At 37.3% G+C, this 23,819-nt stretch carries 25 protein-coding genes and 1 riboswitch; of the genes, 9 read left to right on the forward strand and 16 right to left on the reverse strand.

Annotated elements, in window-relative coordinates:
- Positions 1-54: 54 nt before the first annotated feature.
- From C7Y47_RS01420 to bioD, 3 genes are read right to left on the reverse strand one after another with little or no spacing between them, the layout of a single operon-like run.
- Positions 55-645 carry a biotin transporter BioY gene (locus tag C7Y47_RS01420; RefSeq protein ID WP_142507135.1) on the reverse strand — a complete coding sequence of 197 codons (591 nt, stop codon included), beginning with the start codon at positions 643-645 and terminating at the stop codon, positions 55-57.
- The gene (bioA, locus tag C7Y47_RS01425) at positions 612-2,015 is read right to left on the reverse strand and encodes an adenosylmethionine--8-amino-7-oxononanoate transaminase (protein ID WP_142507136.1); all 1,404 of its coding nucleotides are present in this window, start codon (positions 2,013-2,015) and stop codon (positions 612-614) included. The genes C7Y47_RS01420 and bioA overlap by 34 nt, the downstream gene beginning before the upstream one ends.
- Positions 1,996-2,700 (reverse strand): dethiobiotin synthase, encoded by a 705-nt coding sequence (bioD, locus tag C7Y47_RS01430; RefSeq protein WP_142507137.1) that lies wholly within the window; start codon positions 2,698-2,700, stop codon positions 1,996-1,998. Before bioD ends, bioA begins: the two co-directional genes overlap by 20 nt.
- Before the next feature lie 302 nt (positions 2,701-3,002).
- On the opposite strand from bioD, the gene C7Y47_RS01435 reads away from it, so the two are divergent.
- Positions 3,003-3,752: a CPBP family glutamic-type intramembrane protease gene (locus C7Y47_RS01435; protein ID WP_185903365.1), complete on the forward strand. Its 750-nt coding sequence runs from the start codon at positions 3,003-3,005 to the stop codon at positions 3,750-3,752.
- Between the two features lie 219 nt (positions 3,753-3,971).
- The gene (locus C7Y47_RS01440) at positions 3,972-4,436 is read left to right on the forward strand and encodes a hypothetical protein (RefSeq protein WP_142507139.1); all 465 of its coding nucleotides are present in this window, start codon (positions 3,972-3,974) and stop codon (positions 4,434-4,436) included.
- 206 nt (positions 4,437-4,642) lie between these two features.
- Here the strand turns inward: C7Y47_RS01440 and C7Y47_RS01445 are convergent, their stop codons facing one another.
- From C7Y47_RS01445 to C7Y47_RS01455, 3 genes are all read right to left on the reverse strand, one after another.
- A complete protein-coding gene (locus tag C7Y47_RS01445) occupies positions 4,643-5,680 on the reverse strand; it encodes a beta-carotene 15,15'-monooxygenase (RefSeq protein WP_142507140.1) in 1,038 nt (345 codons plus the stop codon).
- 1 nt (position 5,681) lies between these two features.
- Positions 5,682-6,164, reverse strand: coding sequence for a MarR family winged helix-turn-helix transcriptional regulator (locus C7Y47_RS01450; protein ID WP_142507141.1), 483 nt, complete (start codon positions 6,162-6,164; stop codon positions 5,682-5,684).
- A 183-nt stretch (positions 6,165-6,347) separates the two neighbouring features.
- Entirely contained in the window at positions 6,348-7,244 is an 897-nt protein-coding gene (locus C7Y47_RS01455; protein WP_142507142.1) for an AraC family transcriptional regulator, read from the reverse strand.
- 110 nt (positions 7,245-7,354) lie between these two features.
- Between C7Y47_RS01455 and C7Y47_RS01460 the strand changes: the two genes are divergently transcribed.
- Positions 7,355-8,296 (forward strand): DMT family transporter, encoded by a 942-nt coding sequence (locus C7Y47_RS01460; protein WP_142507143.1) that lies wholly within the window; start codon positions 7,355-7,357, stop codon positions 8,294-8,296.
- A 138-nt stretch (positions 8,297-8,434) separates the two neighbouring features.
- A complete protein-coding gene (locus C7Y47_RS01465) occupies positions 8,435-9,481 on the forward strand; it encodes a Cj0069 family protein (protein ID WP_142507144.1) in 1,047 nt (348 codons plus the stop codon).
- Positions 9,482-9,552: 71 nt separating this feature from the next.
- Here the strand turns inward: C7Y47_RS01465 and C7Y47_RS01470 are convergent, their stop codons facing one another.
- A complete protein-coding gene (locus C7Y47_RS01470; RefSeq protein ID WP_142507145.1) occupies positions 9,553-10,185 on the reverse strand; it encodes a LysE family transporter in 633 nt (210 codons plus the stop codon).
- A 221-nt stretch (positions 10,186-10,406) separates the two neighbouring features.
- Entirely contained in the window at positions 10,407-11,147 is a 741-nt protein-coding gene (locus C7Y47_RS01475) for a tetratricopeptide repeat protein (protein ID WP_255504966.1), read from the reverse strand.
- A gap of 798 nt (positions 11,148-11,945) precedes the next feature.
- Here C7Y47_RS01475 and C7Y47_RS01480 point away from each other — a divergent pair.
- The 3 genes from C7Y47_RS01480 to nspC all read left to right on the forward strand — a co-directional run bounded on the left by C7Y47_RS01480 (position 11,946) and on the right by nspC (position 14,790).
- Positions 11,946-12,152 (forward strand): hypothetical protein, encoded by a 207-nt coding sequence (locus C7Y47_RS01480; RefSeq protein WP_132356620.1) that lies wholly within the window; start codon positions 11,946-11,948, stop codon positions 12,150-12,152.
- A 272-nt stretch (positions 12,153-12,424) separates the two neighbouring features.
- A complete protein-coding gene (locus C7Y47_RS01485; protein ID WP_132356621.1) occupies positions 12,425-13,654 on the forward strand; it encodes a saccharopine dehydrogenase family protein in 1,230 nt (409 codons plus the stop codon).
- Positions 13,651-14,790, forward strand: a complete 1,140-nt coding sequence (nspC, locus tag C7Y47_RS01490) for a carboxynorspermidine decarboxylase (RefSeq protein ID WP_142507146.1) — start codon at positions 13,651-13,653, stop codon at positions 14,788-14,790. The genes C7Y47_RS01485 and nspC overlap by 4 nt, the downstream gene beginning before the upstream one ends.
- A 42-nt stretch (positions 14,791-14,832) precedes the next feature.
- Here nspC and C7Y47_RS01495 read toward each other — a convergent pair whose 3' ends face one another.
- The 3 genes from C7Y47_RS01495 to C7Y47_RS01505 form a co-directional block, all read right to left on the reverse strand.
- The gene (locus C7Y47_RS01495) at positions 14,833-15,720 is read right to left on the reverse strand and encodes an amidase (protein WP_142507147.1); all 888 of its coding nucleotides are present in this window, start codon (positions 15,718-15,720) and stop codon (positions 14,833-14,835) included.
- A 42-nt stretch (positions 15,721-15,762) separates the two neighbouring features.
- Positions 15,763-15,851: riboswitch (cyclic di-GMP riboswitch) on the reverse strand.
- Positions 15,852-16,187: 336 nt separating this feature from the next.
- Complete coding sequence (locus tag C7Y47_RS01500; protein ID WP_142507148.1) at positions 16,188-16,676, reverse strand: chemotaxis protein CheW; 489 nt, start codon at positions 16,674-16,676, stop codon at positions 16,188-16,190.
- Positions 16,677-16,701: 25 nt separating this feature from the next.
- Positions 16,702-17,817, reverse strand: coding sequence for a M20/M25/M40 family metallo-hydrolase (locus C7Y47_RS01505; protein WP_132356625.1), 1,116 nt, complete (start codon positions 17,815-17,817; stop codon positions 16,702-16,704).
- 244 nt (positions 17,818-18,061) lie between these two features.
- On the opposite strand from C7Y47_RS01505, the gene C7Y47_RS01510 reads away from it, so the two are divergent.
- Positions 18,062-18,367, forward strand: coding sequence for a hypothetical protein (locus tag C7Y47_RS01510; RefSeq protein ID WP_142507149.1), 306 nt, complete (start codon positions 18,062-18,064; stop codon positions 18,365-18,367).
- 100 nt (positions 18,368-18,467) lie between these two features.
- Here C7Y47_RS01510 and C7Y47_RS01515 read toward each other — a convergent pair whose 3' ends face one another.
- From C7Y47_RS01515 to mce, 3 genes are all read right to left on the reverse strand, one after another.
- Entirely contained in the window at positions 18,468-19,427 is a 960-nt protein-coding gene (locus C7Y47_RS01515; RefSeq protein WP_142507150.1) for a hypothetical protein, read from the reverse strand.
- 143 nt (positions 19,428-19,570) lie between these two features.
- Positions 19,571-21,118: an acyl-CoA carboxylase subunit beta gene (locus C7Y47_RS01520; RefSeq protein ID WP_142507151.1), complete on the reverse strand. Its 1,548-nt coding sequence runs from the start codon at positions 21,116-21,118 to the stop codon at positions 19,571-19,573.
- Positions 21,119-21,123: 5 nt separating this feature from the next.
- Positions 21,124-21,537 (reverse strand): methylmalonyl-CoA epimerase, encoded by a 414-nt coding sequence (gene mce / locus C7Y47_RS01525; RefSeq protein WP_132356629.1) that lies wholly within the window; start codon positions 21,535-21,537, stop codon positions 21,124-21,126.
- 125 nt (positions 21,538-21,662) lie between these two features.
- On the opposite strand from mce, the gene prli42 reads away from it, so the two are divergent.
- Complete coding sequence (prli42, locus tag C7Y47_RS24795; protein ID WP_156304613.1) at positions 21,663-21,758, forward strand: stressosome-associated protein Prli42; 96 nt, start codon at positions 21,663-21,665, stop codon at positions 21,756-21,758.
- A gap of 20 nt (positions 21,759-21,778) precedes the next feature.
- On the opposite strand, the gene C7Y47_RS01530 is transcribed toward prli42, so the two are convergent.
- Positions 21,779-22,756, reverse strand: a complete 978-nt coding sequence (locus C7Y47_RS01530) for an aromatic acid exporter family protein (protein WP_142507152.1) — start codon at positions 22,754-22,756, stop codon at positions 21,779-21,781.
- Positions 22,757-23,325: 569 nt separating this feature from the next.
- A complete protein-coding gene (locus tag C7Y47_RS01535; protein WP_142507153.1) occupies positions 23,326-23,766 on the reverse strand; it encodes a BrxA/BrxB family bacilliredoxin in 441 nt (146 codons plus the stop codon).
- Positions 23,767-23,819: the final 53 nt, after the last annotated feature.

Below are 23,819 nucleotides of genomic sequence, written 5' to 3' on the forward strand. Positions count from 1 at the left end.
CAGCTGATGTTTGATATTTGCTGAAAATAACTTAAATCTGCATTTCTCTCACATCTATAGAGGTGGGAGATTACTGCTGAAAGAAGTAATTGATCTTGCTGAATTAAATACTTTGTAAAGTCGCTCGGCCAAAAATGCAGAAGCGATCGCTAAGCAAAAATCTGCACCAATACTGTTTAAAAAGCCAACTACGAAAATATGTGACCAGCTCGTTTTCATATGTAACCAAAAATTCAATGACACATATAAATATGGAACTGCTACCGCATAAATAATAAAAAGCCCGACAATATTTGCACCGATAAAATGTTTTTTCGTTGGCGTATCCACTCTTTCAATCATGAAACCACTTACTAAAGCGGCCAGTGCAAAACCGATAAGGAAGCCAAATGTTGGTTGCAATACATAAGTGATGCCTCCACCTTGCGTAAAAACTGGCAGACCAACTAAACCAACTCCTATGTAGACAAGCTGACTTTGCAATCCATTGCGACTGCCGAGCAAACTGCCTGCTAAAAATACAAAAACTATTTGTAATGTAAAGGGCACTACTGGTAGCGGTATTTTAATAAATGCACCGATTGCGGTTAAAGCGGCAAACATCGCAATCATCACAAGTGACAGTGTTGATTGTCGTTTGAACAACTTACTCCCTCCCGCTCCTTAAAAAATTGCATGATCGTCTCTTTTGTTGTATCAATCATAAAACGCATTTCATCATCCGATATAATGTATGGAGGCATGAAATATAATATATTGCCGAGAGGACGAATGAGTAAGCCCTTTGCTAAGGCACGTTTATAGATTTGATAACCGATTCGTTCCTCACTAGGTAGCGGCTCCTTTGTTTCACGATTGGCGACTAATTCTATTGCACCAACTAGTCCTACTTGTCGATATTCCCCAACAAACGGCAACTCCCCAAATGCATTCATAGCTAACTCTCGCATATGTTCACCCTTGTTTTGTATCATATCGATCACATTTTCCTCTTCAAACATTGTCAAAACTTCTAAAGCCACACGACAAGCAAGTGTATTACCGGAATAGCTATGAGAGTGTAAAAACGCTTTCATTGTACCGTAATCATCATAAAATGCGTCAAATACATTATCAGTCGTTAAAACTGCAGATAGTGGCAAATAACCACCCGTTAAACCTTTTGATAAGCACATAAAATCTGGCGCAATACCCGCTTGCTCACAGGCAAATAATGTACCTGTTCGTCCAAAGCCAACTGCAATTTCATCTACAATAAAATGCACATCGTATTTTGTACAAAGCTCTCGTAATCGCTTCAAGTATAGTGGAGGATACATTTTCATGCCTGCAGCTGCTTGAATGAGTGGCTCAATAATAATAGCTGTAATGTCTTCATGGTGCTGACTAAGCTCCTCTTCAACAAACTGTATACATTGGGCTTGACAGCTTCCTGGTTTCTCTTGAAAAGGACATCGGAAGCAATCCGGTCCTTGTGCACGTACTGTATCCAATAAAAGCGGCTGATACACTTCGTTATACAGCCCTACTCCACCAACAGATAAGGCACCAAGTGTTTCACCGTGATAAGCATCTGTTAAAGCCAAAAAACGCTTTTTCGTCGTTTTTCCCGTCTGCATATGATATTGAAAACTCATTTTTAATGCGACTTCTATTGCAGAAGAGCCGTTATCTGCAAAAAATACTTTATTTAAACCATCTGGCGTTAAAGCGACTAATTTTTCTGCCACCTTAATGGCAGGCTCATGTGAAAAATTCGCAAAGATTGTATGCTCTAATGTAAACGCTTGATCGCTTAATGCTTGACTTATACGCGGATTCGCATGTCCAAATAAATTGACCCACCAGGAAGATACGGCATCTAAATAGCGATTATTATTTTCATCGTAAAGCCATACCCCTTGTCCTTTTTGAATAACAATTGGCGGAAATTGCTCATAGTCCTTCATTTGTGAGCACGGATGCCAAACATGCTGTAAATCTCTCGTCTGCAATTCAGTTAATGCTTGTTTCATATTTGACCAACCTTTCAAACAAAGAAGTGTGTGAAATAGAGTAGTCAACAATCCGTGAAATATCCCCAAGCTTTGGGATCGTCGCATATGGCAAATCATGATGTTGTAGAATTGTATTGACATTATCTTGTTCCATCTGACTACCTGTGTCTCCGTTAAATACAATGCCAAGAACTTCAACATTACGAGCATGTAACGCCTCGAGTGTAAGCAATGTATGGTTAATCGTTCCTAGTGTTGTTCGCGTGACAAGCAGGGCTGGAAGCTTACTTTGAACGATGACATCAAGAAGCGTATTTTCCCCATATGTATCTAATGGGACAAACAGCCCCCCTGCTCCCTCGCAAATCACAACATCGTATGCTTCCTGTAACAACTGCATTTGCCGTAATAAATACGCCACATTTATTTGCTGACCCTCCAGTTGTGCAGCAAAATGTGGTGATGCAGCTTCCTTAAACGAATAGCCATTTAAATTTTCTTGCTTTAGTTTTTGTAATGAATACTTTTCATACATTGCTGTATCGTAGTAATAGCCATGCCCATTCTCATTTATCTCGCCAGTTTGCACGGGCTTATAAGGTGTGACTAGTAAATCATGCTTTTGTAATTGACGCATCAGTAATGTAGTGATAACCGTTTTACCGACATCTGTGTCCGTTCCAACAACCCAAAAGTGTTGCATCGTTAACTCTCCCCCCTCTTTTAAGTTAACTGTTTACATTTTTAAGTTAACACATTTATTTTTATTTTGTAAATGCTATTTCCATATTTCTTCAAAAACAGCCCTTTTCTATGCAAAAGATAGAGAATTTTGTGATAACTTATCCGTTTTTTTCATCATAAAACACACTAGATTCTTACCGTGTGGCAAAATCTAGAGCTGGTTGACGACAAAATATATATAGAAAAATATTACAATTTGTGCTTATATGTTATTTGTAAATATATCCTCTTTATAGAAGGAGACTTCAAATGTCCTATCTGGTGCAGTTACTCATTTTCGGCATAACAGGTTCGTTAGTATACTATGGTGTTTATTACGGAACACCACTATTCATTAAAAAGGGTGTGCCATTAATTTATGCTTTTTGGTTCTTTCTATGGTTTCCTGTAATAAGTTTATTTCCAGTATCATTACTACTGTATCATTTAGAGGGAAATACTTGGACATGGCAAAATATTTTGGAAAGGTTTCGCTTTAATCCTTTAACAGATAACGATTGGTATTGGGTTGTGGGAGCAATTATTTTTACAATAATCTTTGACCAGCTTCTCGAACCTTTAGGAAAGTTTTTTGCACGACTTCCAATGCTTGCCCCACCAAGTTATCTTCCAGCTCCATTTAATCCATTAAAAAGAATGGAATTTCCACCATCAGAATTTTTTGGTGTTGCGCTTTACGGCAATTGGAAAATGATAACCATATTTATTCCGTTACACCTTTTTGCTATGCTTAGTGAAGAAATAATGTGGAGAGGTTTTTTCCTTCCTATTCAACAAGAGATTTTCGGAAACTGGGCTTGGGTAGTAAATGGATTACTTTGGGCTTGGGTTATTCATGCTTGTTTGAAGTGGCATTTTATCAATATGCTTCCTAGCATGCTTATTGCTCCATGGATCGCCCAGTTTACTAATTCAACATGGGCCTCTTTTGTAACCCATTCTGTTGGAAACAGTTTACTGTGGATTTTGTTAGTAGCGGGAATAATAAAAAAACTAAACCTCAAAATATAAACTTTATTTAATTTTATCATTCAACTTTTAAAGTCTTGTTACATAAGTAAATGTAGCAAGATTTATTTTTTTATAAACGCACTAACTTAAGCTTGTATTTTAGCTGTTTTCTATTAATATCCAGAGATTTTCATTGTTTCATTACTTCCATGAATATTACAGGAAATTTAAAGGATTTTACCCTTCATTCGTAGTATTAAACTAAACGGGGGTGGCTGTATGTTTGGTATGTTTAAAGAATCAGAAAAGACTATAGACTCTTATGAGCATGTTAGCTATATTTTAAAATCCTTGCTCACATACGAGCTAAAAGACTTACCTATTCGCTATGAGTTTTGGTATCGTGTGGCTATTCGTCAGGAAGAATTGCGAACGTTAAATACCGAGCATCGGGCAAAGATCTCTATGACTACCGCAGCAGGACGATTTCATCAAACACAATACGAAGGAACGAAACAAAAATTAGCGAAGCTTAAACGTCTCGCAGAAATGTATAAATCGTTTTGTATTGAGGAAGAACGAGAAGCATTAAATCATCGACTCCATTTTCATAAAGAAGCGATTTCTGAGCTATATGAACATGTTCAAAATAAAGAGCTATATGTGTATTGCGATTCTGTACAGCAACAATTTTGGGATGCGGTGTGTGAAGACATATTAAATGCAATAGCCCATCTAGATTAAGTAGGTAGGTTATTGCTTCTTTTCCATATCTGTTTAGCCACCGGAATGTCCCCTAACAGTAAACGCTAAACGATACACTTCTGAAAACTAGAAACATTCCCCACTCCAAATAGGCGCTTTCCCGGGCAATCAACGTATATAAATCAACCCGACCTAATGTCTAAATTAAATAGGTGCCAGCTTTGTTTGCTAGCACCCGTTGTTTATTATTTATTATCTTCAATTCCTTGGATAAGCATTTTTCTAAATTCCTGTGCTTGGTCAGCTTTAATAGCTACACTGTTATAACGTTTTTTCAGGCCAAACATGAAAGTCACTTCCACAGGCTCCTTCATTTTTAAAATAAACTGTGGATATACCGCTTCAAAATCACGTGCTATAAAACCAACTGTATCCTTGGATAATTTTCTTTCCAATTGTTCCTTATCCTCAATAAGTTCTTCAATCTGCTCAAAGCGAATTTCTGCTCGTTTCATCAATCCTAAAGACAAATACAATTTATCAGATGTTACATGGACAGGGTTTAAACGAATAGCCTGCATATCCGCTATAAAAAATAGAACAGTGTATACATTTAAAATAAGTAATAAAATCGAAAGAACGATTGATTTTTCATGTAACCACCAATGAATCCCTATTGTTTCAATAACTGTCCCATGGATTAGCATAATGATAAATGCAATATAGCTCGAGTTTTTATGCACGGTTAAACCAGATCGCTCTTTTCTCTTCCAACTAGCAAAAGCGTAGTAAAATACTACAAAATCTGCGCAAAAAATTTTGATAATAGGATGCTTCGGTGCATGTTTTTCAACTGCTTTTGAGAATGAGAACAAATCGGGTATAGTAGTTGAACGTACATCCGCTAGAATTCTTGGCATATAACGAACAAGCGTTGCAACTAGCAAAATTTCTAATAATAGAAGTGTACCTTCAATCGCAAACCCAGTCCAAGTAACGGCTACAAATGGCTGCAGATGTTCTATTGGGATAATAAAACGAGCTGCAATACAACCAGTTGCTGCTAAAATAACCGCTTGTTTTATAGAAAACTTTCCTTTATATAACAGAAATAAAACTGGTATAACAAGAACAAAATCAATTAATGAGCCAATAACAACTCCATTTGTTTCGGTTGGTAAAATCGATACACCAAGTCCAGTGTTATAAAGCGTGTAATTGCTAGCAAGTACGAGTAACAAAAATGCTAGCCATATATTTTGCTTGTTCTTTAATGCAACCATGTTACATCTCTCCTTTATCATTTATTTCATGGATAATTCCTTCCTTTAATACAATTTGATTGAGCTTCTGCACAATCTCTTTTAATTGCACGACCTCACTTAATTCAAGCTTGGAATAGTATCTCGAAATAATAAATCGTTTTATTTCTTCTTCTCTTTCAAAATATGTAATGCCGGAAGTATCAAGACTTACAAATATTTCACGTCGATTTTCAGGATTAATGCTCCGACATACATATTGCTGCTCTTCAAGTTTACTAACCAATTGTCCAACAGCACTTGAAGTTATATTCATATAACTCGCAATCTGTCCAATCGTCACTTGACTATTTTTTTTAATAAAATCTAAAAGAATTATTTGTTTAGGTGATAATTCATCACTAATTAAGTTTTGATGTAACTTGATGAAATGGCTATCCATTGAATAAATAGCTTCATTTATTTCCTCCACAAGCATATATATAAGTTCTTTATCCTTCGTCATCACTCAATCCATCCTTTAAGTAAAGTTAATAGTAAAGGTAACTTTATTATTAACTTTACTTTATTTTAAATGGTTATCATTGTCAATAAGTTCAGCTATTAACAGTATGGTCTATTCCGATAATTTTCAAAAATATATCACATCTTCGCTTCTCTTCTACGGATAACCCCTTGCCTCGAACAATTATACGCTGCTATCCTTATCAAAAAATTGTTTACGATAAACATATGGGGAGTATCCTGTATATTTCTTAAATTTATCAATATAGTAGCTTACTGTACTAAAGCCTGTTGTTGTAGCAATTGTGGTGATCGATTCCTCACTATCACGTAATAGCTCCATACTTTTACGAAGACGATAGTTTAGTAAATATGTGAATGGTGTAATGCCAACCATTTTTTTGAAAAATCGGCTACATTCTGCACGACTTAAAAATACATGTGCGGCTAAATTTTCTAAAGAAATTTTCTCTTGATAATGAGCATGGATATAATCAAGCATATCCTTCGCTCGTTCATGCTGGACAATCATTGCTGGATCAAGTATTTCTTCAGTTAGCATTGATTGGGACAAAATAGTTTCCCAAATGGCTAATAACTCTCTCCATACCTTTAGCTCATAAAAGACGGCTTGCTCTTGCAGTAATTTCGCCACAATTTCAATTTTTTGCGCCAACTGGTCTGAAAGCTTTACATAGGGCAGTCTATTGCTCGTTATATACGGCAGGACATATTTAGTAGTAAAAATACTGTTCTTGTGTCCGCCTAATAGCAATGGGTCCACATTAATACAGAAAATTGTAGCCCGCTCTATTTGAAACGGCTTTGCTTCATGTAATCCTGATGCATTGACAAATAGTCCCTCCCCCTCCTCAAGTACAAAGACATCTGCTCCTACTCGGTATTCCACACGACCGCTTTTCACATAGACAAATTGAATTTCCTTATGCCAATGTAACGGTAAAAAATCCAGACTATCTAATCGCATAACCGTCTCATATAAGGCAACTGGAAATTCCTTCGTCCCATGTAACGTTAGCTCTTGTAAATCTTTCGCAATTTTGATATGTGTTAACACCATTACTTTGTTCACCTCAATATATTGATATTTTTAAGTCACTAAATCGATATTTCTTCTGTTAAATATTCCTTATAATTTCTTTATATTGATAGTTTAGGAGATGTTTTAAGATGAATCAATCTGCACCAAAAAATCGTACACTTGGTTATATTCTTGTCATTCTAGGGGCAAGTTTTTGGGGTATTGGGGGTACGGTCGCACAAAAGCTTTTTCAGCAGGAAAATATAGAGGTTGGCTGGCTTGTTTCTAGTCGTCTTCTTTTAGCTGGCCTTTTACTTATAACTGCCTATAAAATTACGCATCGTCATGCGTCTATTTTTGTGATGTGGCGAACAAAGCACAATGCTTTTAGACAAATTTTATTTAGTTTACTTGGAATGCTGGCCGTTCAATATACGTATATGATGTCCATAGCTATAGGTAACTCTGCTGTAGCAACATTATTGCAATACTTAGCACCACTCTTTATTATGGCCTATTATTTAATAACGAAGCACAGTCAATTGACAAGGCAGGATGGAATAGCTGTGACGTTAACACTTATTGGTACTTTTTTATTACTAACAAATGGCTCATTGTCTACACTTTCTGTTCCAACGATGGCCGTATTTTGGGGGATATTATCTGGTCTTTCGGCTGCTTTTTATACGCTATATGCCGTTTCGCTTTTACAGCAGTTTCATTCATTGTTAGTTGTAGGCTGGTCAATGCTTATTGGCGGGATTGTGATGAGTCTTTTCCATCAGCCATGGCAAATTGATCTGTCAAACTGGGCATTTTCTACAATCGCTTACTTTCTGTTTATCGTAATTTTCGGGACAATGTTGGCATTTTGGTTTTATATTGCAAGTTTACATTATTTATCGCCAAAAGAAACTAGTTTACTTGGTAGTCTTGAGCCTCTAACAGCCGTTATTACAAGTGTTTTCTGGCTTAAAATTGCCTTTGGGAGCTTTCAGTTTATTGGGACAATGCTGATTCTCTGCATGATCTTGTATCTTACAGTTTTTCAGAAAAAGAATCGTGCGGAAGCCTTAACCAATTTAGGGTAATTTCGAAATAATTAGTCATAAATTCCTATACAAATTTTATAAACTATGAATTTCCACATAAAATTTACATATTATATATATCTTTTTTCCTTTGCTGTCTATTATACTGAAAATATCATCATTCAAGGGGGTATTTTTATGGATAAAAAGGTTATTTTTTTCGAGGTCCGTGGTGGCACAGATAAAGGCCCTGACGGCTACCGACAAGATACAATGCCAATGGTGAATGCACTAAAACAACGTGGACAGGATGCAGAAGTCATTTTCTTTGATGTAACAAAAAAAGAGGAAATTTTTCATTACGTCAAAGAGCATGGTATTGCCTATGTATCACGTATTAATCCAGGAAACTTACAGCATGAACAAGAGTACTTCGATATGTTGCGTGAACTTTGTCATGCAGGTGTCATCGGTATGCCACACCCTGATGCAATGATTGGTTATGGTTCTAAAGATGCATTAACAAAACTTGCCTCAACGAATTTAGTGCCTGATGATACATTTGCATATTATACAATTGAAGCATTTAAAGCGCAGTTCCCTACCTCTCTTGCTATTACTGAACGCGTTCTAAAACAAAATCGTGGATCGACAGGAGAAGGTATATGGCGAGTAAAACTTGTTGAACGTCTTGCTGAGGGAATTACAGAAGTACCACTTGATGCGGAGATTAAATGTACAGAAGCACGGGATAATCATGTGGAATATTGGAAACTAAGTGATTTCATGACGTTCTGTGAGCGCTATATTACTGGTCCAAATGGCATGCTAATTGATATGCGCTTTCTTCCTCGTATTACTGAGGGCGAAATCCGCTTATTTATGTTACGAAATAAACCAATTAACGTAGTACATAAAAAACCGGCAAATTCCGCGGACGCATTTAGTGCGACACTGTTCTCGGGTGCGCAATATCGCTATGATGCACCAGAGGATTGGGAAGAGCTTGTCCAAAACTTTTTAACTCAGCTACCACACGTAACTAGTTTACTGGGCAATTATGCTTTACCACTTATATGGACTGCCGATTTCATGCTTGATACAAACGAAGCTGGCGAAGATTGCTATATTTTAGGGGAAATGAATTGTTCATGTGTAGGCTTCACTTCTGAGCTTTCTTTAGCACATCAAGTAGCAGAAGAAATTTTAGTTTGTATCCATGAAAATACCGAGATTTCAGCATAGTGAGACTATCATCTTTTACTGACGGGCAATACGGATAATTGAAAAAGTGCGATCGTATTGGATCGCACTTTTCATATATAACTCTTAATAGCTTGTATAAATTCATAAATAAAATACCCGGCAAAGCCTATTAATAAAACGCCTGCAACCATCGTGAGCGACTTAATGACCTTACGACTCATCGCTTTACGGGTAACTGAAACAATGGTCATCAAGCCAATATCATGCAACAATATGCCACTCAGAACCCCTGCCGCAATCACTAAAAAGTTTGCTGACTGTCCTTGCCCATATGATTTAGCTAGTACAACACCGAAAACATTTACCCAGAATACTAAATTTCCAGGTGAAATTGCAACTAGTAAACCATTGCGATAAGAAGTAAAAAATGATTTTGTCACTTTCTCTCCTGCAAGCGTAATATCATGATCAGCATTTTTTATAGAGTCCAGCCCTAAAAGGAATAAAAAGCCCGCTCCTATAATCCACATAGGAATTTGAATGATAGGCATTGCTAAAATGGAAGCTAGTCCCATATACAATGCAAAAACTAATACAAAATCAATTGTCATACCACCAAGACCGACAGCCCAACCATGCATAAAGCCATTTTTTAGTCCTTGCTTTGTCATTTCTACTGTAATAGCCCCAACAGGCATGGCAATCGCAAGTCCTACCAATACATACGCTACATATAGACTCAACTAAACACTTCTTTCATGTAATAAGATAAGTTTCATACGTCCGTTTATACTTGTATTATAGCATAAAAATACACAAAAGGTCATTTTTGCTAATAAATATTCATTTTTTTATATGCTGATGCTTTACTAATTTATTTGTATGATATTATTGGGACACCTATTCTTATTTGCTATTCAAGTTTTTTTAGTCTTCTCTGAGCTTTTTTCTACTAATAACATGATTACAGCATTTGCTTTTTCCATTGCGCTAGCACGTCATTAGCTTTCGCAATGTCCACCTTCAATCCCACTTGCTTGGCGGAGCAACGCTTTTTAGCCCTGTCCCATGCTTCTTCTAGAGCAGGTAAATAGCTTAAATTTTTTGTAGCTGCGACTAGCTGTAAAAAAATATTTCCTTGAATATAATACCAGCGAGGATTCATGCCATCTAACTGAATAGCTTCTTCAATAAGACGTAGTGCCAAATACGGACTGCCTTCATTTCGACTCAAAAACTGTGCGAACGCTCCCCAATATAGAGCTTTATTTGGCTGTAGTTTTATCGCTTCCGCATATTGTACAAGTGCTTTATCATGCTCCTTCGCAAGAGCAAAATATTCAGCCATTGTATAGTAAGCATTCGCTTGTGCCTCGACCGATCCAGCTAATAATTCATCTACTACTTTACCAAATTGCTGTTCATCCTCACTTCCAATATAGGCAGCGAGGACATCACGCTCTGGGTAGGAGCCATCTGCTCGTTCAACACTTTGCTTCACTTTTTCAGCGGAAGGAATAGGCATATTTGCATAACCGTTTGCTTCCAGCAATGCGACATGCTGTTGAATTGTTGGAAAAGATTCATGTTCTGTAAACGCATTATTAACTAACATTGCTTTGGCTAATTGATAGCTCTCTTTCACATGACCATTTAAAAATAATTCATTTATTTGTTGGACTTGCTCATCAAACTGTTTAATCACTATTAAAATCCTCACCTTCACCAAAAGAAAAGTAATATAGATATTTTACCATCTTTAAATCTAAAACAAACTAAATAGAAAAAATTTTTCTACAATTCTTTTAATTTAATGTTGATTACAAAGGTTGGTTTCCGTTTCGACTAGGCATGTTCTCGGGGGGCGTCCGATACTCTCGTTGCTCGGCACGGGGTTTCGCAGCTTTGTCATGCATTTGCCGCTTAGGGATACTTTCCGACGCTTAGTCATACCTTCCACTGCTTGAATCGTGAACATCGCTGATAAAACCGCGAATATCGCTGATAGAACCGCACATCGCTGATAGAATCGCGAACATCGCCGATAGAACCACAAACATCGCTGATAGAACCACGAACATCGCTGATAAAACCGCGAACATCGCTGATAGAACTGCAAACATCGCTGATAGAACCGCGAATATCGCTGATAGAATCGAAAAAGCTTGTTAGCAGCGAAACTTTATGGTTTAGCGGCGTTCTTTGAGTGGTTGGCGGCGAAACTCAAAGTTTTAGCGGGGAATCCCAACGCAAGATGTAAAATTTAGGAAAACTTAAATCAAGGTTGAAAAACTTTGTATAAAATTTTACACAATATTAAGGACTTGACACTTGGACATGCTTTCCGACGCTAAGACTTGGATTTCCCATGCTAACTCTTGCTTTTCCGACGCTTAGTCAATCCCCAGATAAAAAAGCATTGGATAAAGTTCTGAATTGTGAGATAATTGAAGTGAATTTTTATTTTTTTGGAGAACATGTATATTGGAGGAGGGCTTGTGCTATGAATAAACGATTTCATTTTGTATCGCTTATTATTGGAAATTTGTTAACACTAGGAGCTATTTTCATTTACGCTATGCAAAGTCAAGTAGATGTGGCCATCAGCACATATGCCCTTGTGATGGGGTTTTTAAGTACTTTACTACTGATCTTTTTTTATTTATGGGGGGATGAAAAACAACAAATATCGAATCGTTTTTTTAAATAACTCGGGTGGTTTTAGACTACTTGAAGTCCCCCCAGATTTCCCCAATCGCTGCCATTGAACAAAAAATGATTTTCCCTTTTCTACATCAGAGTTAAGGGAATTTTTTTCCCGAAATGCTTCTTTTTTCGTGGCATCCCCCTCTGAATACGCTACATTATTGTTGAAAAATAAAAAATTTTGTAGAAAATTTAAAAAGAATGATTGAGTAGTGATTCAATTTTCTGTATAATCAGCTTGTTTGACAATACTTATATGAATTTGGGGGTAGACAATTGGGTAAAGCATTGATTATAGGAGCTGGCGGAGTAGCCAGCGTTGTGGTACACAAGTGTGTTCAAAATTCGGACGTGTTTGAGGAGATTTGTATCGCAAGTAGAACTGTTTCAAAATGTGACGCTCTAAAAGAAAAACTAGATGGCGGAAAAACAAAGATTCATACCGCACAGGTAGACGCAGACAATACGGAAGAGGTTATTGAGCTAATTAAAGCCTTCGGACCAGAAGTTGTTATTAATGTAGCACTACCTTATCAAGACTTAACGATTATGGATGCTTGCTTAGCGACAGGTGTACACTATGTGGATACTGCAAACTACGAGCCACCTGAAACGGCAAAATTTGAATATAAATGGCAATGGGCTTATAAAGAGAAGTTCGAAAAAGCTGGTTTAACTGCTTTACTTGGTAGCGGTTTTGATCCAGGTGTAACGGGCGTTTTTACAGCTCATGCACAAAAACATGAATTTGATGAAATCCACTACATAGATATTGTGGATGCAAATGCCGGTGACCACGGTTACCATTTCGCTACAAACTTCAACCCAGAAATCAACATTCGTGAAATTACTGCGAATGGTCGTTACTGGAAAGAAGGCGAGTGGATTGAAACTGCACCACTTGAGAAAAAAGAGGTTTATAACTTACCAGAAATCGGACCAAAAGATATTTACCTTTTATACCATGAAGAACTAGAATCACTTGCTAAAAACATTAAAGGTTTAAAGCAAATCCGCTTCTGGATGACATTCTCTGAAAAATACTTAACACATTTAAAAGTATTAGAGAATGTTGGTATGACTTCTATTGAGCCGATTGAATTTGAAGGACAAATGATTCAACCAATTCACTTCCTTAAAGCTGTACTGCCTGATCCAGCATCACTTGGACCACGTACAAAAGGAAAAACTAATATCGGTTGTATCATTCGCGGTCTAAAAGATGGTAAGGAAAAAACTTATTATGTCTACAATGTGTGTGACCACGAGGAATGCTATAACGAAGTTGGTTCACAGGCAATTTCCTACACAACAGGTGTACCAGCAATGATTGGTGCAATGCTTGTGATGAACGGTCAATGGCGTAAACCTGGCGTTTGGAATGTCGAAGATTTCAATCCAGATCCATTCATGGATGCACTAAATAAATGGGGTCTACCATGGCAAGAAAGCCATAATCCAGAATTACTTGACCTTGAGTTAGATGCGAAGGAATTAAGTCGATGAAGCCAATTGATTTCTCAAAAGTTCCATCCCCTTCTTACGTAGTGGATGAACGATTATTAACAAAAAATCTAGAACTTTTAAAATCGATTCAAGATCGTACAGGCTGCCGTATTTTACTTGCCTTAAAAGGGTTTTCAATGCATTCAACATTCCCTTTAGTGGGTGAATATTTAGCAGGGATTACGTCCAGCTCATTATTTGAAGCTCGACTAGGCTATGAAAAAATGGGCAAGGAAGTTCATGTCTATGCACCAGCTTACGTCGAACATGAAATGGACGAGCTTCTTGGCTATGTTGATCATATTGTGTTTAATTCATTTAACCAATGGAATCAATATAAGGACAAAGTAAAATCCGCTGGTAAAACAATTGAATGTGGTATTCGTATCAATCCTGAGTACTCTGAAATTGAAACAGCACTTTACGACCCTTGCTACACGAATTCTCGTCTTGGCACAACATTAGCCAACTTCGACAAGTCACAGCTTGACGGTATTGATGGCTTACACTTCCATGCAATGTGTGAGCAAAACTCCGATACGTTAGAGCGTATTATACAAGTTGTCGAAGAAAAATTTGGTGATGTCTTACATCAAATGAAATGGTTAAACTTTGGTGGAGGTCACCATATCACTCGTGAGGATTATGATGTAGAAAAGCTTGTGAATATCATTAATTACATTCAAGACAAGTATAACCTTCTCGTCTATTTAGAGCCAGGTGAAGCTGTTGCACTTAATACAGGTTATTTAGTAGCAACTGTTCTCGATGTACAGAAAAACGGTATGGACCTAGCAATTTTAGATACATCGGCAACTTGCCATATGCCAGATGTTCTAGAAATGCCATACCGCCCAATGATTATTGATTCTGGTCAACCAAATGAGCTAGCTTACACGTATCGTCTAGGCGGGCTTACTTGTCTGGCTGGTGATGTAATTGGTGATTATTCATTTGAACAACCTTTACAACTAGGCGATCGTCTAGTATTTACAGATATGGCACATTACTCAATGGTGAAAAATCATATGTTTAATGGCGTAAATCTTCCATCAATCGTTTCTTATAACGATGAAGAAGGCATTAAAGTCATTCGTGAATTTAAATTCGAAGACTATAGCGGCCGACTTTCATAAGGCAAAGAAAATCCTCTCCAACTTAATGCTGGAGAGGATTTTTTACGGCTGCATATTCATCCAACTATCAACATGATGAATGGCAAAACCATTATAACTTTTTTTATTGGCATAATGTTGATGAACTTGTGCTAACTGTTTGTTCATATAGGCTTCTCCATCATCATAGAAGGTAATATTATTCCCTTCATCAGTGGCTCCTGTTTCCACACCAATAACAATCGACTTTTTTACTTTTTTTGCATAATTAATTTCATGTTCAACGATATTAATAATGTCTATAGCAGCATCTCGATAAGCCATTATTGAAACACTTTCTACTTGGTCAATTACCCAGTCAGCTAATAAACCTTTACCGAATTGATTTTTGTAAGTAATTTCATCAAACCAAAATGGCATATCAACTTCCAATGGCAATAGTAATCGATCGGTATCCCCTTTCGCTCTAGTAACAAGTGCTTGATAGGATTCAATCGTTTTCGCTTGATTCGAGCTCCAGCCACTATTTAAATAGGGCTCTACATCAAGATGAACGCCAGAAAATTGCTCTGTTGCTGCTGCATTTTCATTATATGTTTGTAACCAATCAAATAGCTGATCCTGCATTTTATAGCCCTCTGTTGAAACCCAACTTTCAGAACCATCTAACGCATATACTTTTATCCCTTTTGCCGTTGCTTTATCGATAAAACTTTTGTAATAATTACTTGCTATATCACTATTAATTTGTAAATATAATTTATTAACTTGTTTGCTTTCTAAAAATGAAAGTACCCCGGATTCATCTTCAACAATCTTTGTCGTGTCCCATAACCAAGTAGCCCTATCCTGCATGGCCATTGCGTCTACCTTTCCCATTGTTAACCCTAGCGTACTTACAATTGCTACAATAAAAACAATGATTGCTTTTGATAGTGAATGACTTCCCATATTTACATCTCCATTCTATTGGCCGAGGCTCATAGAACAGAACCTGGCAACCTGACAATCATGCACTAAAATAGTGTTTAGACTCATAGCTTTGCGTCCTTCCCTTTCGGTGAAGTTTGCCTTTTACAGTAGTTTTCTTACCATACATAATACGATGTTAGTATGGATATGTCAGTAGGTAAATCGCATAATTTTATTGATAACTTTCAAATATGTACATATGAACACAGGTTATTTTTACTATATTAGAAATAAGTAATTTATGTTACTAACTTGTAGCGATTGAAAAATCATGGATAGAAGAGCTAGTCGGAACGAAAATCAACGACACGTTTTGGTGATAAGTCTTAATATTCGGCAGAGGTATTCCGTTTCCTTTTAAAAAAGCTATTTAAAAAGAAAGACAGAATCACATATATGTAATTCTGTCCCCAATATTAACTATGAAATATTAATCATACAAAAACTTATGCCTCTACGTTTTCTTTTTCATTTTCAAGCATTTTGTGTAAATAATCTATTATTTCACGTATACCTTCTAATGAATTCACAAGTATCTTCGGGTCAACGTAGGTGATCATACGATTTTCAAGATTAGCCACAGCTGTAAAATAGCGTGTTTTTGAATAATTAACAAGTCCCATTTGCTTTAATACCGACTCATCAAAATCAAGAATTTCACGAGCTTCTGTTACAAGTAATCCATAATTCACAACATCCGTGTTCAATACTATAATTCGTGCTGTTGCAGCATTAGAAGAACGATTATAAAGAATACGCTCAAAATCAAGCACAGGGACAAGCTCGCCACGAATTCTTGTGAAGCCTAGAAGATAATTAGGCAAGTGAGGAATCGGTGTTACTTGCTCTAACTTTTCAATCGAAATCGCTTGTTCCACGGGTACTGCGTATTCCTCTGTACCACAAGCAAAAACTACTGCCTTTACACTTTCCATGCGGTCACATCCTCGATTTTTGTAGTTATTTTTTCGCAGACTCTTTAATAATTTCAACAAGTAAATCTGCTAATTTTTCTAATTCTTCGACTGGGATTTTTTCATTTGTTGTATGAATGTCCTCGTATCCAACAGAAAGATTTACTGTAGGGATGCCGAAGCCCGCAATAACATTAGCATCGGAACCTCCACCTGAAATACCAAGCTTTGGTGTACGATCGATGTTGTGTACAGCTGCCATTGCCACTTGCACAACTTTATCTGATTCTGTTACACGGAATCCAGGATACATTAGCTTCACTTCAACTTCAGCCTTCGCACCTAAGGAAGCAGCTACTTGCTCAAACGTCTCCTGCATATGCTTCGTTTGGGCATCTAGCTTCGCTTTGTCGATCGAACGAGCCTCCGCAAGAATCGTTACTTCGTCACAGACAATATTTGTTGCCTGACCACCCTCAAAGCGACCAATATTAGCTGTTGTTTCTTCATCTAATCGACCTAGCTTCATTTGTGCAATACATTTGGAGGCAACCGTAATCGCAGACACTCCTTTTTCTGGCGCGACACCAGCGTGTGCTGTTTTCCCAATTATTTTAACAGCAATTTTTGCTTGGAATGGAGCCGCTGTTACAATGCCTCCTACTTTGCCATCACTGTCTACAGCAAAGCCATATTTCGCTTTAATTTTAGAGGGATCTAACTCTTTAGCGCCAACGAGCCCACTTTCCTCGCCAGCTGTAATAATAAATTCAATATCACCATGTTCAATATTTTGCTCTTTTAAGCGTTTAGCCATTTCAAATAATGCGGCAAGACCTGCTTTGTCATCCGCACCTAAAATCGTTGTACCATCTGAAACGATATAGCCATCTTCACGAAGAGATGGTTTAATCCCTTTACCTGGGACAACTGTATCCATATGAGAAGTAAAATAAATTGGGTCAATATCTAATGAACCCTTTAGCGTAGCAAGTATATTACCTGCTCCATGCCCGTTACGAGTATGTGCATCATCTTGTTCTACTGTAAAACCAAGTGCTGTTAATTTGTCGATTAAAATCGGCGCAATCACTTCTTCATGTTTTGTTTCTGAATCGATTTGTACGAGCTCAAAAAACTCTTCTACTAAACGACTTGTCATGTTGTAGGACTCCCTTAGTTTACGTGTTTATCCACGTCATAGTTATCTTCTATATTTTAGCATACTGCTGCGTTTGGTAAAATAAAACGATTACATTGTTTTTCAATTGATGGCAATAATTATCCTGTTCCATTCAATTCGCAAATTATAGACGGGTAATTTTAGCTAATTAGGAAGATAAATGGAAAATTTATGTTAAAATATTTTATAGATTATATTCACGTCAATTTTGGGGAGCGGTGACTTGAAGAAAAAAGTGATAATTATTGTTTCTTTGTTGGTTGTATTTATATTGTTGCATTCGACACCAAGTATGGCATTAAGAACACATATATTTTTAATGGGTTATCCAAAAGTCGCAATTTCTTCAGGGATTATTGAAGATAAAGAACATAATGCAGTAGATCAAGATAAATTTGCTGCATTAAATGCCAAAGCCTACACCCTAACAGATCCTCCAATCGAAAAAGCTACTCATGGCGAATTAAGAAACTTTCTTGTAAGGAAATTTGGATTTTTGCATTTTGCAGAATACTACGTAGATACTTAATAACCTTCGTGGGGGCTATACAAAAAAAACGCTCAGAGTATTGAGCGTTTTTTTCTACTTTTTATGTTATTACTAATTTACCGTTAAAGGGAGAGTCTTTTCACAGATTACTTTGAAAAATCGCTTCTGTTTCTTTATGTAGGGACTGCAAATAGCCATCTGCCTTATTATGTTTATCCTGTAGACGCAAGATCGTATTATGGACATCATCTTGTACACGAGAAACCTGCTCTCTTGCGGTAGATATTTTAGAATGGACAGACCAAGCTGAAAAAATATCATCAAAGAAATAGTCCGCAAATTTTACAAATCCATCTGTTTCAACTGCTAACGATTTCGTTGACATATCTTGTACATCCAGTAGTTCGTTTTGGAAGCGCTGTAATGCAATTTGAGCATTATGAAGATAATTTTCGGACTCATCAAGTGCATCATGCTTTAAATGTGTAGCAATGAGACCCCCACCAAAAAACGTATCCCATGCTGAGTAACCACTTGCAGAATGCAAGGACTCTGCAGCTTGTCCAAGCTTAGTAAGCGCTGCTTCACCGGCTTCTTCCGCTTCCCCTATCTCTAAAATAAGTTGTTTCGTTAACATTTCTTCGTGCGCTAATTGTTCAAGCCTTTTTGCCTGTTCAGGCTCATGTATTTGTAAATAGCCTTTCTTTTTAGCATTTAATAGCTTTAAAACTTCATGCAACTCTTGTTCGTTAATTTGAGTAAGTTTACTGTTTATGTGCCGTAAATCATCTGTCAAATCAAGTTCCATCTTCTTTGCTTCATTTATTTTCAATTCAAGAATAGCTGCTTCATCAATTTTTTCTGCACGTAGCTCATCTTGTTGCCCTGCCCACGTACGAATCATATTCATAAAAGAAAAACCTTCTAACTTATCGAGTTTCAAACGAATTTGATTGAGTGCTTTAGAATGTTTGTAAATTTCCTGTTGTGCACGCTCGATTTGCCTTTCAATTAAATCCTTTTGTTCACTTAACCTACTAGCAGTTCTTAATTGTGCATGAATCATTTCTTGCTCTTTTTGTAATTGTTTCCATTCCATCCATCTCAACTCCTCTTATATATATGTACGAATGAAAACAGGAAATGTTTCAATTATCTGTTATTTTCAACAGATCTTTTATTATCAAATATTCGTAAAAAGAAAGCCTAGAAATCCCAAAGGATACTAGGCTAGTACAATTTTTATAGAGGAATGTTTCCGTGCTTTTTCTCTGGACGTGTTTCATGTTTGTTCGCTAACATATCTAGCCCTTGAATTAGCTTAATACGTGTATCACGTGGATCGATAACATCGTCTACCATACCGCGAGATGCCGCCACGTATGGATTTGCGAATTTCTCTTTATATTCTTCAATTTTCGCTGCACGTGTTGCTTCTGGATCTTCCGATTTTGCAATTTCACGCGCGAAGATAATGTTAGCTGCACCTGCCGCACCCATAACAGCAATTTCTGCATTAGGCCAAGCAAATACTAAGTCTGCCCCAATTGATTTAGAGTTAAGGGCAACGTACGCACCACCATATGCTTTACGCAGAATCACTGTGATTTTTGGTACTGTTGCTTCTGAGTATGCATAAAGGATTTTTGCTCCGTGACGAATGATACCGCCATGCTCTTGTTTAACGCCTGGGAAGAAACCAGAAACGTCTTCAAATGTGATGATTGGTATATTATAAGCATCACAAGTACGAATAAAACGAGCAGCTTTGTCTGAAGAGTCAATATCTAATCCACCAGCTAATACTTTAGGTTGGTTACATACAAGACCAACTGATTCCCCAGCAATACGCGCAAAACCAACTACAACGTTTTTCGCAAATTCTGCATGAACTTCCATAAATGAGCCTTCGTCCACTATTTGCTCGACTACTTTTCGTACATCATAAGGACGAGTTGTTTCGATCGGTACAGTATCCACGATTTCCGGACGATAGTCATCACCCTCTGGACGTGCCTGACGAGGAGCTTTTTCTTTATTATTTTGTGGTAAGTAGCTTAATAGCTTCTTAATTTGATCAATAGCTTCTTCTTCAGATGGTGCGCGGAAGTGTGCATTACCACTTACAGCGTTGTTTACTTTTGAACCACCTAAATCTTCAGCAGAGATTTTTTCACCTGTTACTGTTTCAATAACTTTCGGTCCTGTAATAAACATTTGAGATGTCTTATCAACCATTAGAATGAAGTCTGTAATTGCTGGTGAATATACCGCCCCACCAGCACATGGTCCCATGATCACTGAGATTTGAGGAATTACCCCAGAGTAGATTGCATTACGATAGAAAATATGACCATAACCATCAAGTGAAAGTACACCCTCTTGAATACGAGCGCCACCTGAATCATTAATACCGATAAATGGTGTACCATTTTTTGCTGCTAAATCCATTACTGTTGCCATTTTTTTTGCGTGCATTTCACCAAGTGCTCCACCAAATACTGTGAAATCTTGAGAGAATAAGTATACTGAACGTCCATTAATTTTACCGAAACCAGTTACTACACCATCACCAGGACCTTCCATCTTGTCCATGCCAAAGTCTACTGTACGGTGTGTAATGAATGGGTTGATCTCGAAAAATGTACCTTCGTCTAGTAATAATTCAATACGCTCACGAGCAGTTAATTTGCCTTTATCATGCTGCTTCTCGATGCGCTCATAGCCGCCACCAAGTTCAATTACTGTCTTACGGTCATACAAGTCATTAATTTTGTCGAACATATCCATACTGATCACTTATCCCCTTTTCCACTTTTATCGCATAATTCATATAACACACCGAAAGATGATTTCGGATGCATAAAAGCAACTTCTGCACCACCAGCACCTGGTCCTGGCTCTTCAGATAAAAGACGGACGCCTTTTTCACGAAGCTCAGCCATACGCTCACGAATACCTGTTACACCGAAAGCTACATGATGGATACCTTCTCCACGTTTTTCGATGTATCCGTGAATAGTACTTTTTTCACTCATCGGTTCTAATAACTCAATTTTTACATTACCCGCATCAATGAATGCAACACGAACCTGTTGAGATTCTACTTCTTCCACTTTCAGCAGTTTTAGGCCTAAAGTTTCTGTATAATATGTAATGCGTTCATTAAGATCGCGGACTGCAATCCCAATATGATCTACTCTCTCCATGGTGACATCTCCTTCTGTTATGGTACATAATCTATTTTACAGACTTTTTCGTCAAAACTCTACTACTTGAGAAATTTTTCAGATTTGCTAAACTATTTATAAGAAAAGAAGGAGAGAACGAGCATATGAGTAATAAAAAATTTCAAAAAATTGTCGTTTATACGATGATAGCAATCATGGTAATTTCATCTCTAGCATTCGGCTTATCAATGCTAGTGTAATGGAAAGCTAGGCGTCCGCATTACTGCGGGCGCTTTTTCTTTACCTTTAAGCCCTTAAAAGACTGCTTAATTTCTAAATATCGATCCATTTCCTCAATAAATTGATAGAGAGCCGCTTGTGCTAAAAATTGCTCATGATTTTTTGGCAAAGGTAATTGGGCGAAATCCAACTTTACCTGCTCTAACTTCTCCCTAAAATGACTAGCCGTATTTCCTGAATGAACATGCTCACCGAGGTCTTGTAAAAAGTCAGCGACGATCACCGCCTCTTGTACTATAACAGGAAGTGCCGTTATTTTTGGAAGAACTCTATCGATAATTTCTAGTTGCTGTTCACGCATATCAAAATACACGTAGTAGTCATTTTCACGTCTCGTAAAATGATTTTCAACATCTTTAAATGCTAGGGATTTCGCACTATTTAATGCTTTAATGGCGTCAATAATTTCCTGCCCATCCCACAATGTATCGCCTTCTCTTAAATAGTTGGCAATTTCTAAAAAAATCTTACTGTAAAGTTCCTCAATTTTAACTCTATAGTAATTTAATTCCTTTTGGATGTCTGGCATATACATATTTATAGCTATCCCCGTACCATATCCAATTGCCATTAATGCGAATTCATTAGAAACTAGTGCCAATGAAAAGCTTTTAGCTGCATAAATATGCATGATAATTACTGCACTAGAGACAAAACCATCTGCAACCTTCAAAGATACAATTGTTGGTATGAATACGATCAGCATACCTGCAAATGTAAGCGGATGATAGGAAAATAGCTCAAAGCTCAAAAATGCATAAAGCATACCGATAATACTTGCGACGAATCGTGTATAAGCAGCATGAAGAGATTTTTTCTTCGTTGGCTGTACACATAATATTGTTAGAATACCAGCAGATGCATAAGAAGCTAATTCAAAGTATTGGGCAATGGCAATAGCGATTGCTGCACCAAAGGCCGTTTTTAATGTACGATAGCCGATTGAAAACTTCTTCAAGTCGACTGCCTCCTATCTTTTAGTACTCTAATTTTACATACGTGTTGATTAGCCTTATTTCACAAACATAGGCTCAAACCATAATGTGTGGTTGATTTCCGTTCCGGCTGGGCGCTTTCCTAGGGGCGTCCGATGAGCCGCTTCACTCGCGTTGCTCGCTCCAGGGTCTCATCTGTGACGCTGATCCCCAAGGAGTCGCCCATCCTCCACTACAATCAACAATATTCATTGAATACGTTTTACAAATGTCATCAACAACTTTTGGCGACGAGCGACAATTGCAGTAGTCCAAGAAAAATAAAGGATTTCACCACAAATAATGCCCAATATTGCTTATCAACACATCTGTTAATTTTATTGATTTCGAATTTTAGATTACTCATTTAGCCAATATTACAAATATTTCGAACGTCAATTGGCCAGGTATATTGAAAAATAAAAGGAAGCTATAACACCATGCTAATCGAGGATCAATTAGCATGGCCAAGTAGTAAGCCACCGCAGATATTTTGTAGCTGCGGGGCAACATACTTATAGAATAGCTTCTCTTTTAACTTCTAAGAATAAAATTAAAGTTCTTCGCAATATTCCTCAAAGTTTGCTTGTAAGTTTGTTACTACTGACATTGGGTCATGTCCCTCAATTTCATAGCGTCCAACTTCTGCTACTACTTGTCCATCCTTTAATAACACAAATGATGGGGAAGATGGTAAATGATCTTCACCGAAGTGATAACGAGCAGCTGCAGTTGCTTCTTTATCTTGACCAGCAAATACTGTTACAAGATGGTCTGGACGTTTATCGTAATGTACGCTTTGTGCTGCTGCTGGACGTGCGATACCTCCTGCACAGCCACATACAGAGTTTACCATGACTAAAGTTGTACCTGGACGAGCAAACGCCTCTTCAACAGCTTCTGGCGTGCGAAGCTGCTCATAACCAGCACCCTCAATTTCTGCACGTGCTGTTTTTAAAATTTCTTGCATAAATAAATCGTAATCCATATTCATATAGCGATAAGCTCCTTTCAAGTTCGCGCCATCTTAAACTAATAGCTTTAGAT

It is taken from the genome of Lysinibacillus sphaericus, from assembly GCF_006864135.1.
Lineage (GTDB): Bacteria > Bacillota > Bacilli > Bacillales_A > Planococcaceae > Lysinibacillus.

Coding starts and splice junctions, on each gene's coding strand:
- mce (WP_132356629.1), bottom strand. CDS start 21,537: ATGGAGAGAGTAGATCATATTGGGATTGCAGTCCGCGATCTTAATGAA.
- C7Y47_RS01520 (WP_142507151.1), bottom strand. CDS start 21,118: ATGGATATGTTCGACAAAATTAATGACTTGTATGACCGTAAGACAGTA.
- C7Y47_RS01535 (WP_142507153.1), bottom strand. CDS start 23,766: ATGAATATGGATTACGATTTATTTATGCAAGAAATTTTAAAAACAGCA.
- C7Y47_RS01455 (WP_142507142.1), bottom strand. CDS start 7,244: ATGGTGTTAACACATATCAAAATTGCGAAAGATTTACAAGAGCTAACG.
- C7Y47_RS01515 (WP_142507150.1), bottom strand. CDS start 19,427: ATGGAATGGAAACAATTACAAAAAGAGCAAGAAATGATTCATGCACAA.
- bioA (WP_142507136.1), bottom strand. CDS start 2,015: ATGAAACAAGCATTAACTGAATTGCAGACGAGAGATTTACAGCATGTT.
- nspC (WP_142507146.1), top strand. CDS start 13,651: ATGAAGCCAATTGATTTCTCAAAAGTTCCATCCCCTTCTTACGTAGTG.
- C7Y47_RS01500 (WP_142507148.1), bottom strand. CDS start 16,676: ATGGAAAGTGTAAAGGCAGTAGTTTTTGCTTGTGGTACAGAGGAATAC.
- C7Y47_RS01465 (WP_142507144.1), top strand. CDS start 8,435: ATGGATAAAAAGGTTATTTTTTTCGAGGTCCGTGGTGGCACAGATAAA.
- C7Y47_RS01450 (WP_142507141.1), bottom strand. CDS start 6,164: ATGACGAAGGATAAAGAACTTATATATATGCTTGTGGAGGAAATAAAT.
- prli42 (WP_156304613.1), top strand. CDS start 21,663: ATGAGTAATAAAAAATTTCAAAAAATTGTCGTTTATACGATGATAGCA.
- C7Y47_RS01445 (WP_142507140.1), bottom strand. CDS start 5,680: ATGGTTGCATTAAAGAACAAGCAAAATATATGGCTAGCATTTTTGTTA.
- C7Y47_RS01505 (WP_132356625.1), bottom strand. CDS start 17,817: ATGACAAGTCGTTTAGTAGAAGAGTTTTTTGAGCTCGTACAAATCGAT.
- C7Y47_RS01495 (WP_142507147.1), bottom strand. CDS start 15,720: ATGGGAAGTCATTCACTATCAAAAGCAATCATTGTTTTTATTGTAGCA.
- C7Y47_RS01480 (WP_132356620.1), top strand. CDS start 11,946: ATGAATAAACGATTTCATTTTGTATCGCTTATTATTGGAAATTTGTTA.
- C7Y47_RS01440 (WP_142507139.1), top strand. CDS start 3,972: ATGTTTGGTATGTTTAAAGAATCAGAAAAGACTATAGACTCTTATGAG.
- C7Y47_RS01460 (WP_142507143.1), top strand. CDS start 7,355: ATGAATCAATCTGCACCAAAAAATCGTACACTTGGTTATATTCTTGTC.
- bioD (WP_142507137.1), bottom strand. CDS start 2,700: ATGCAACACTTTTGGGTTGTTGGAACGGACACAGATGTCGGTAAAACG.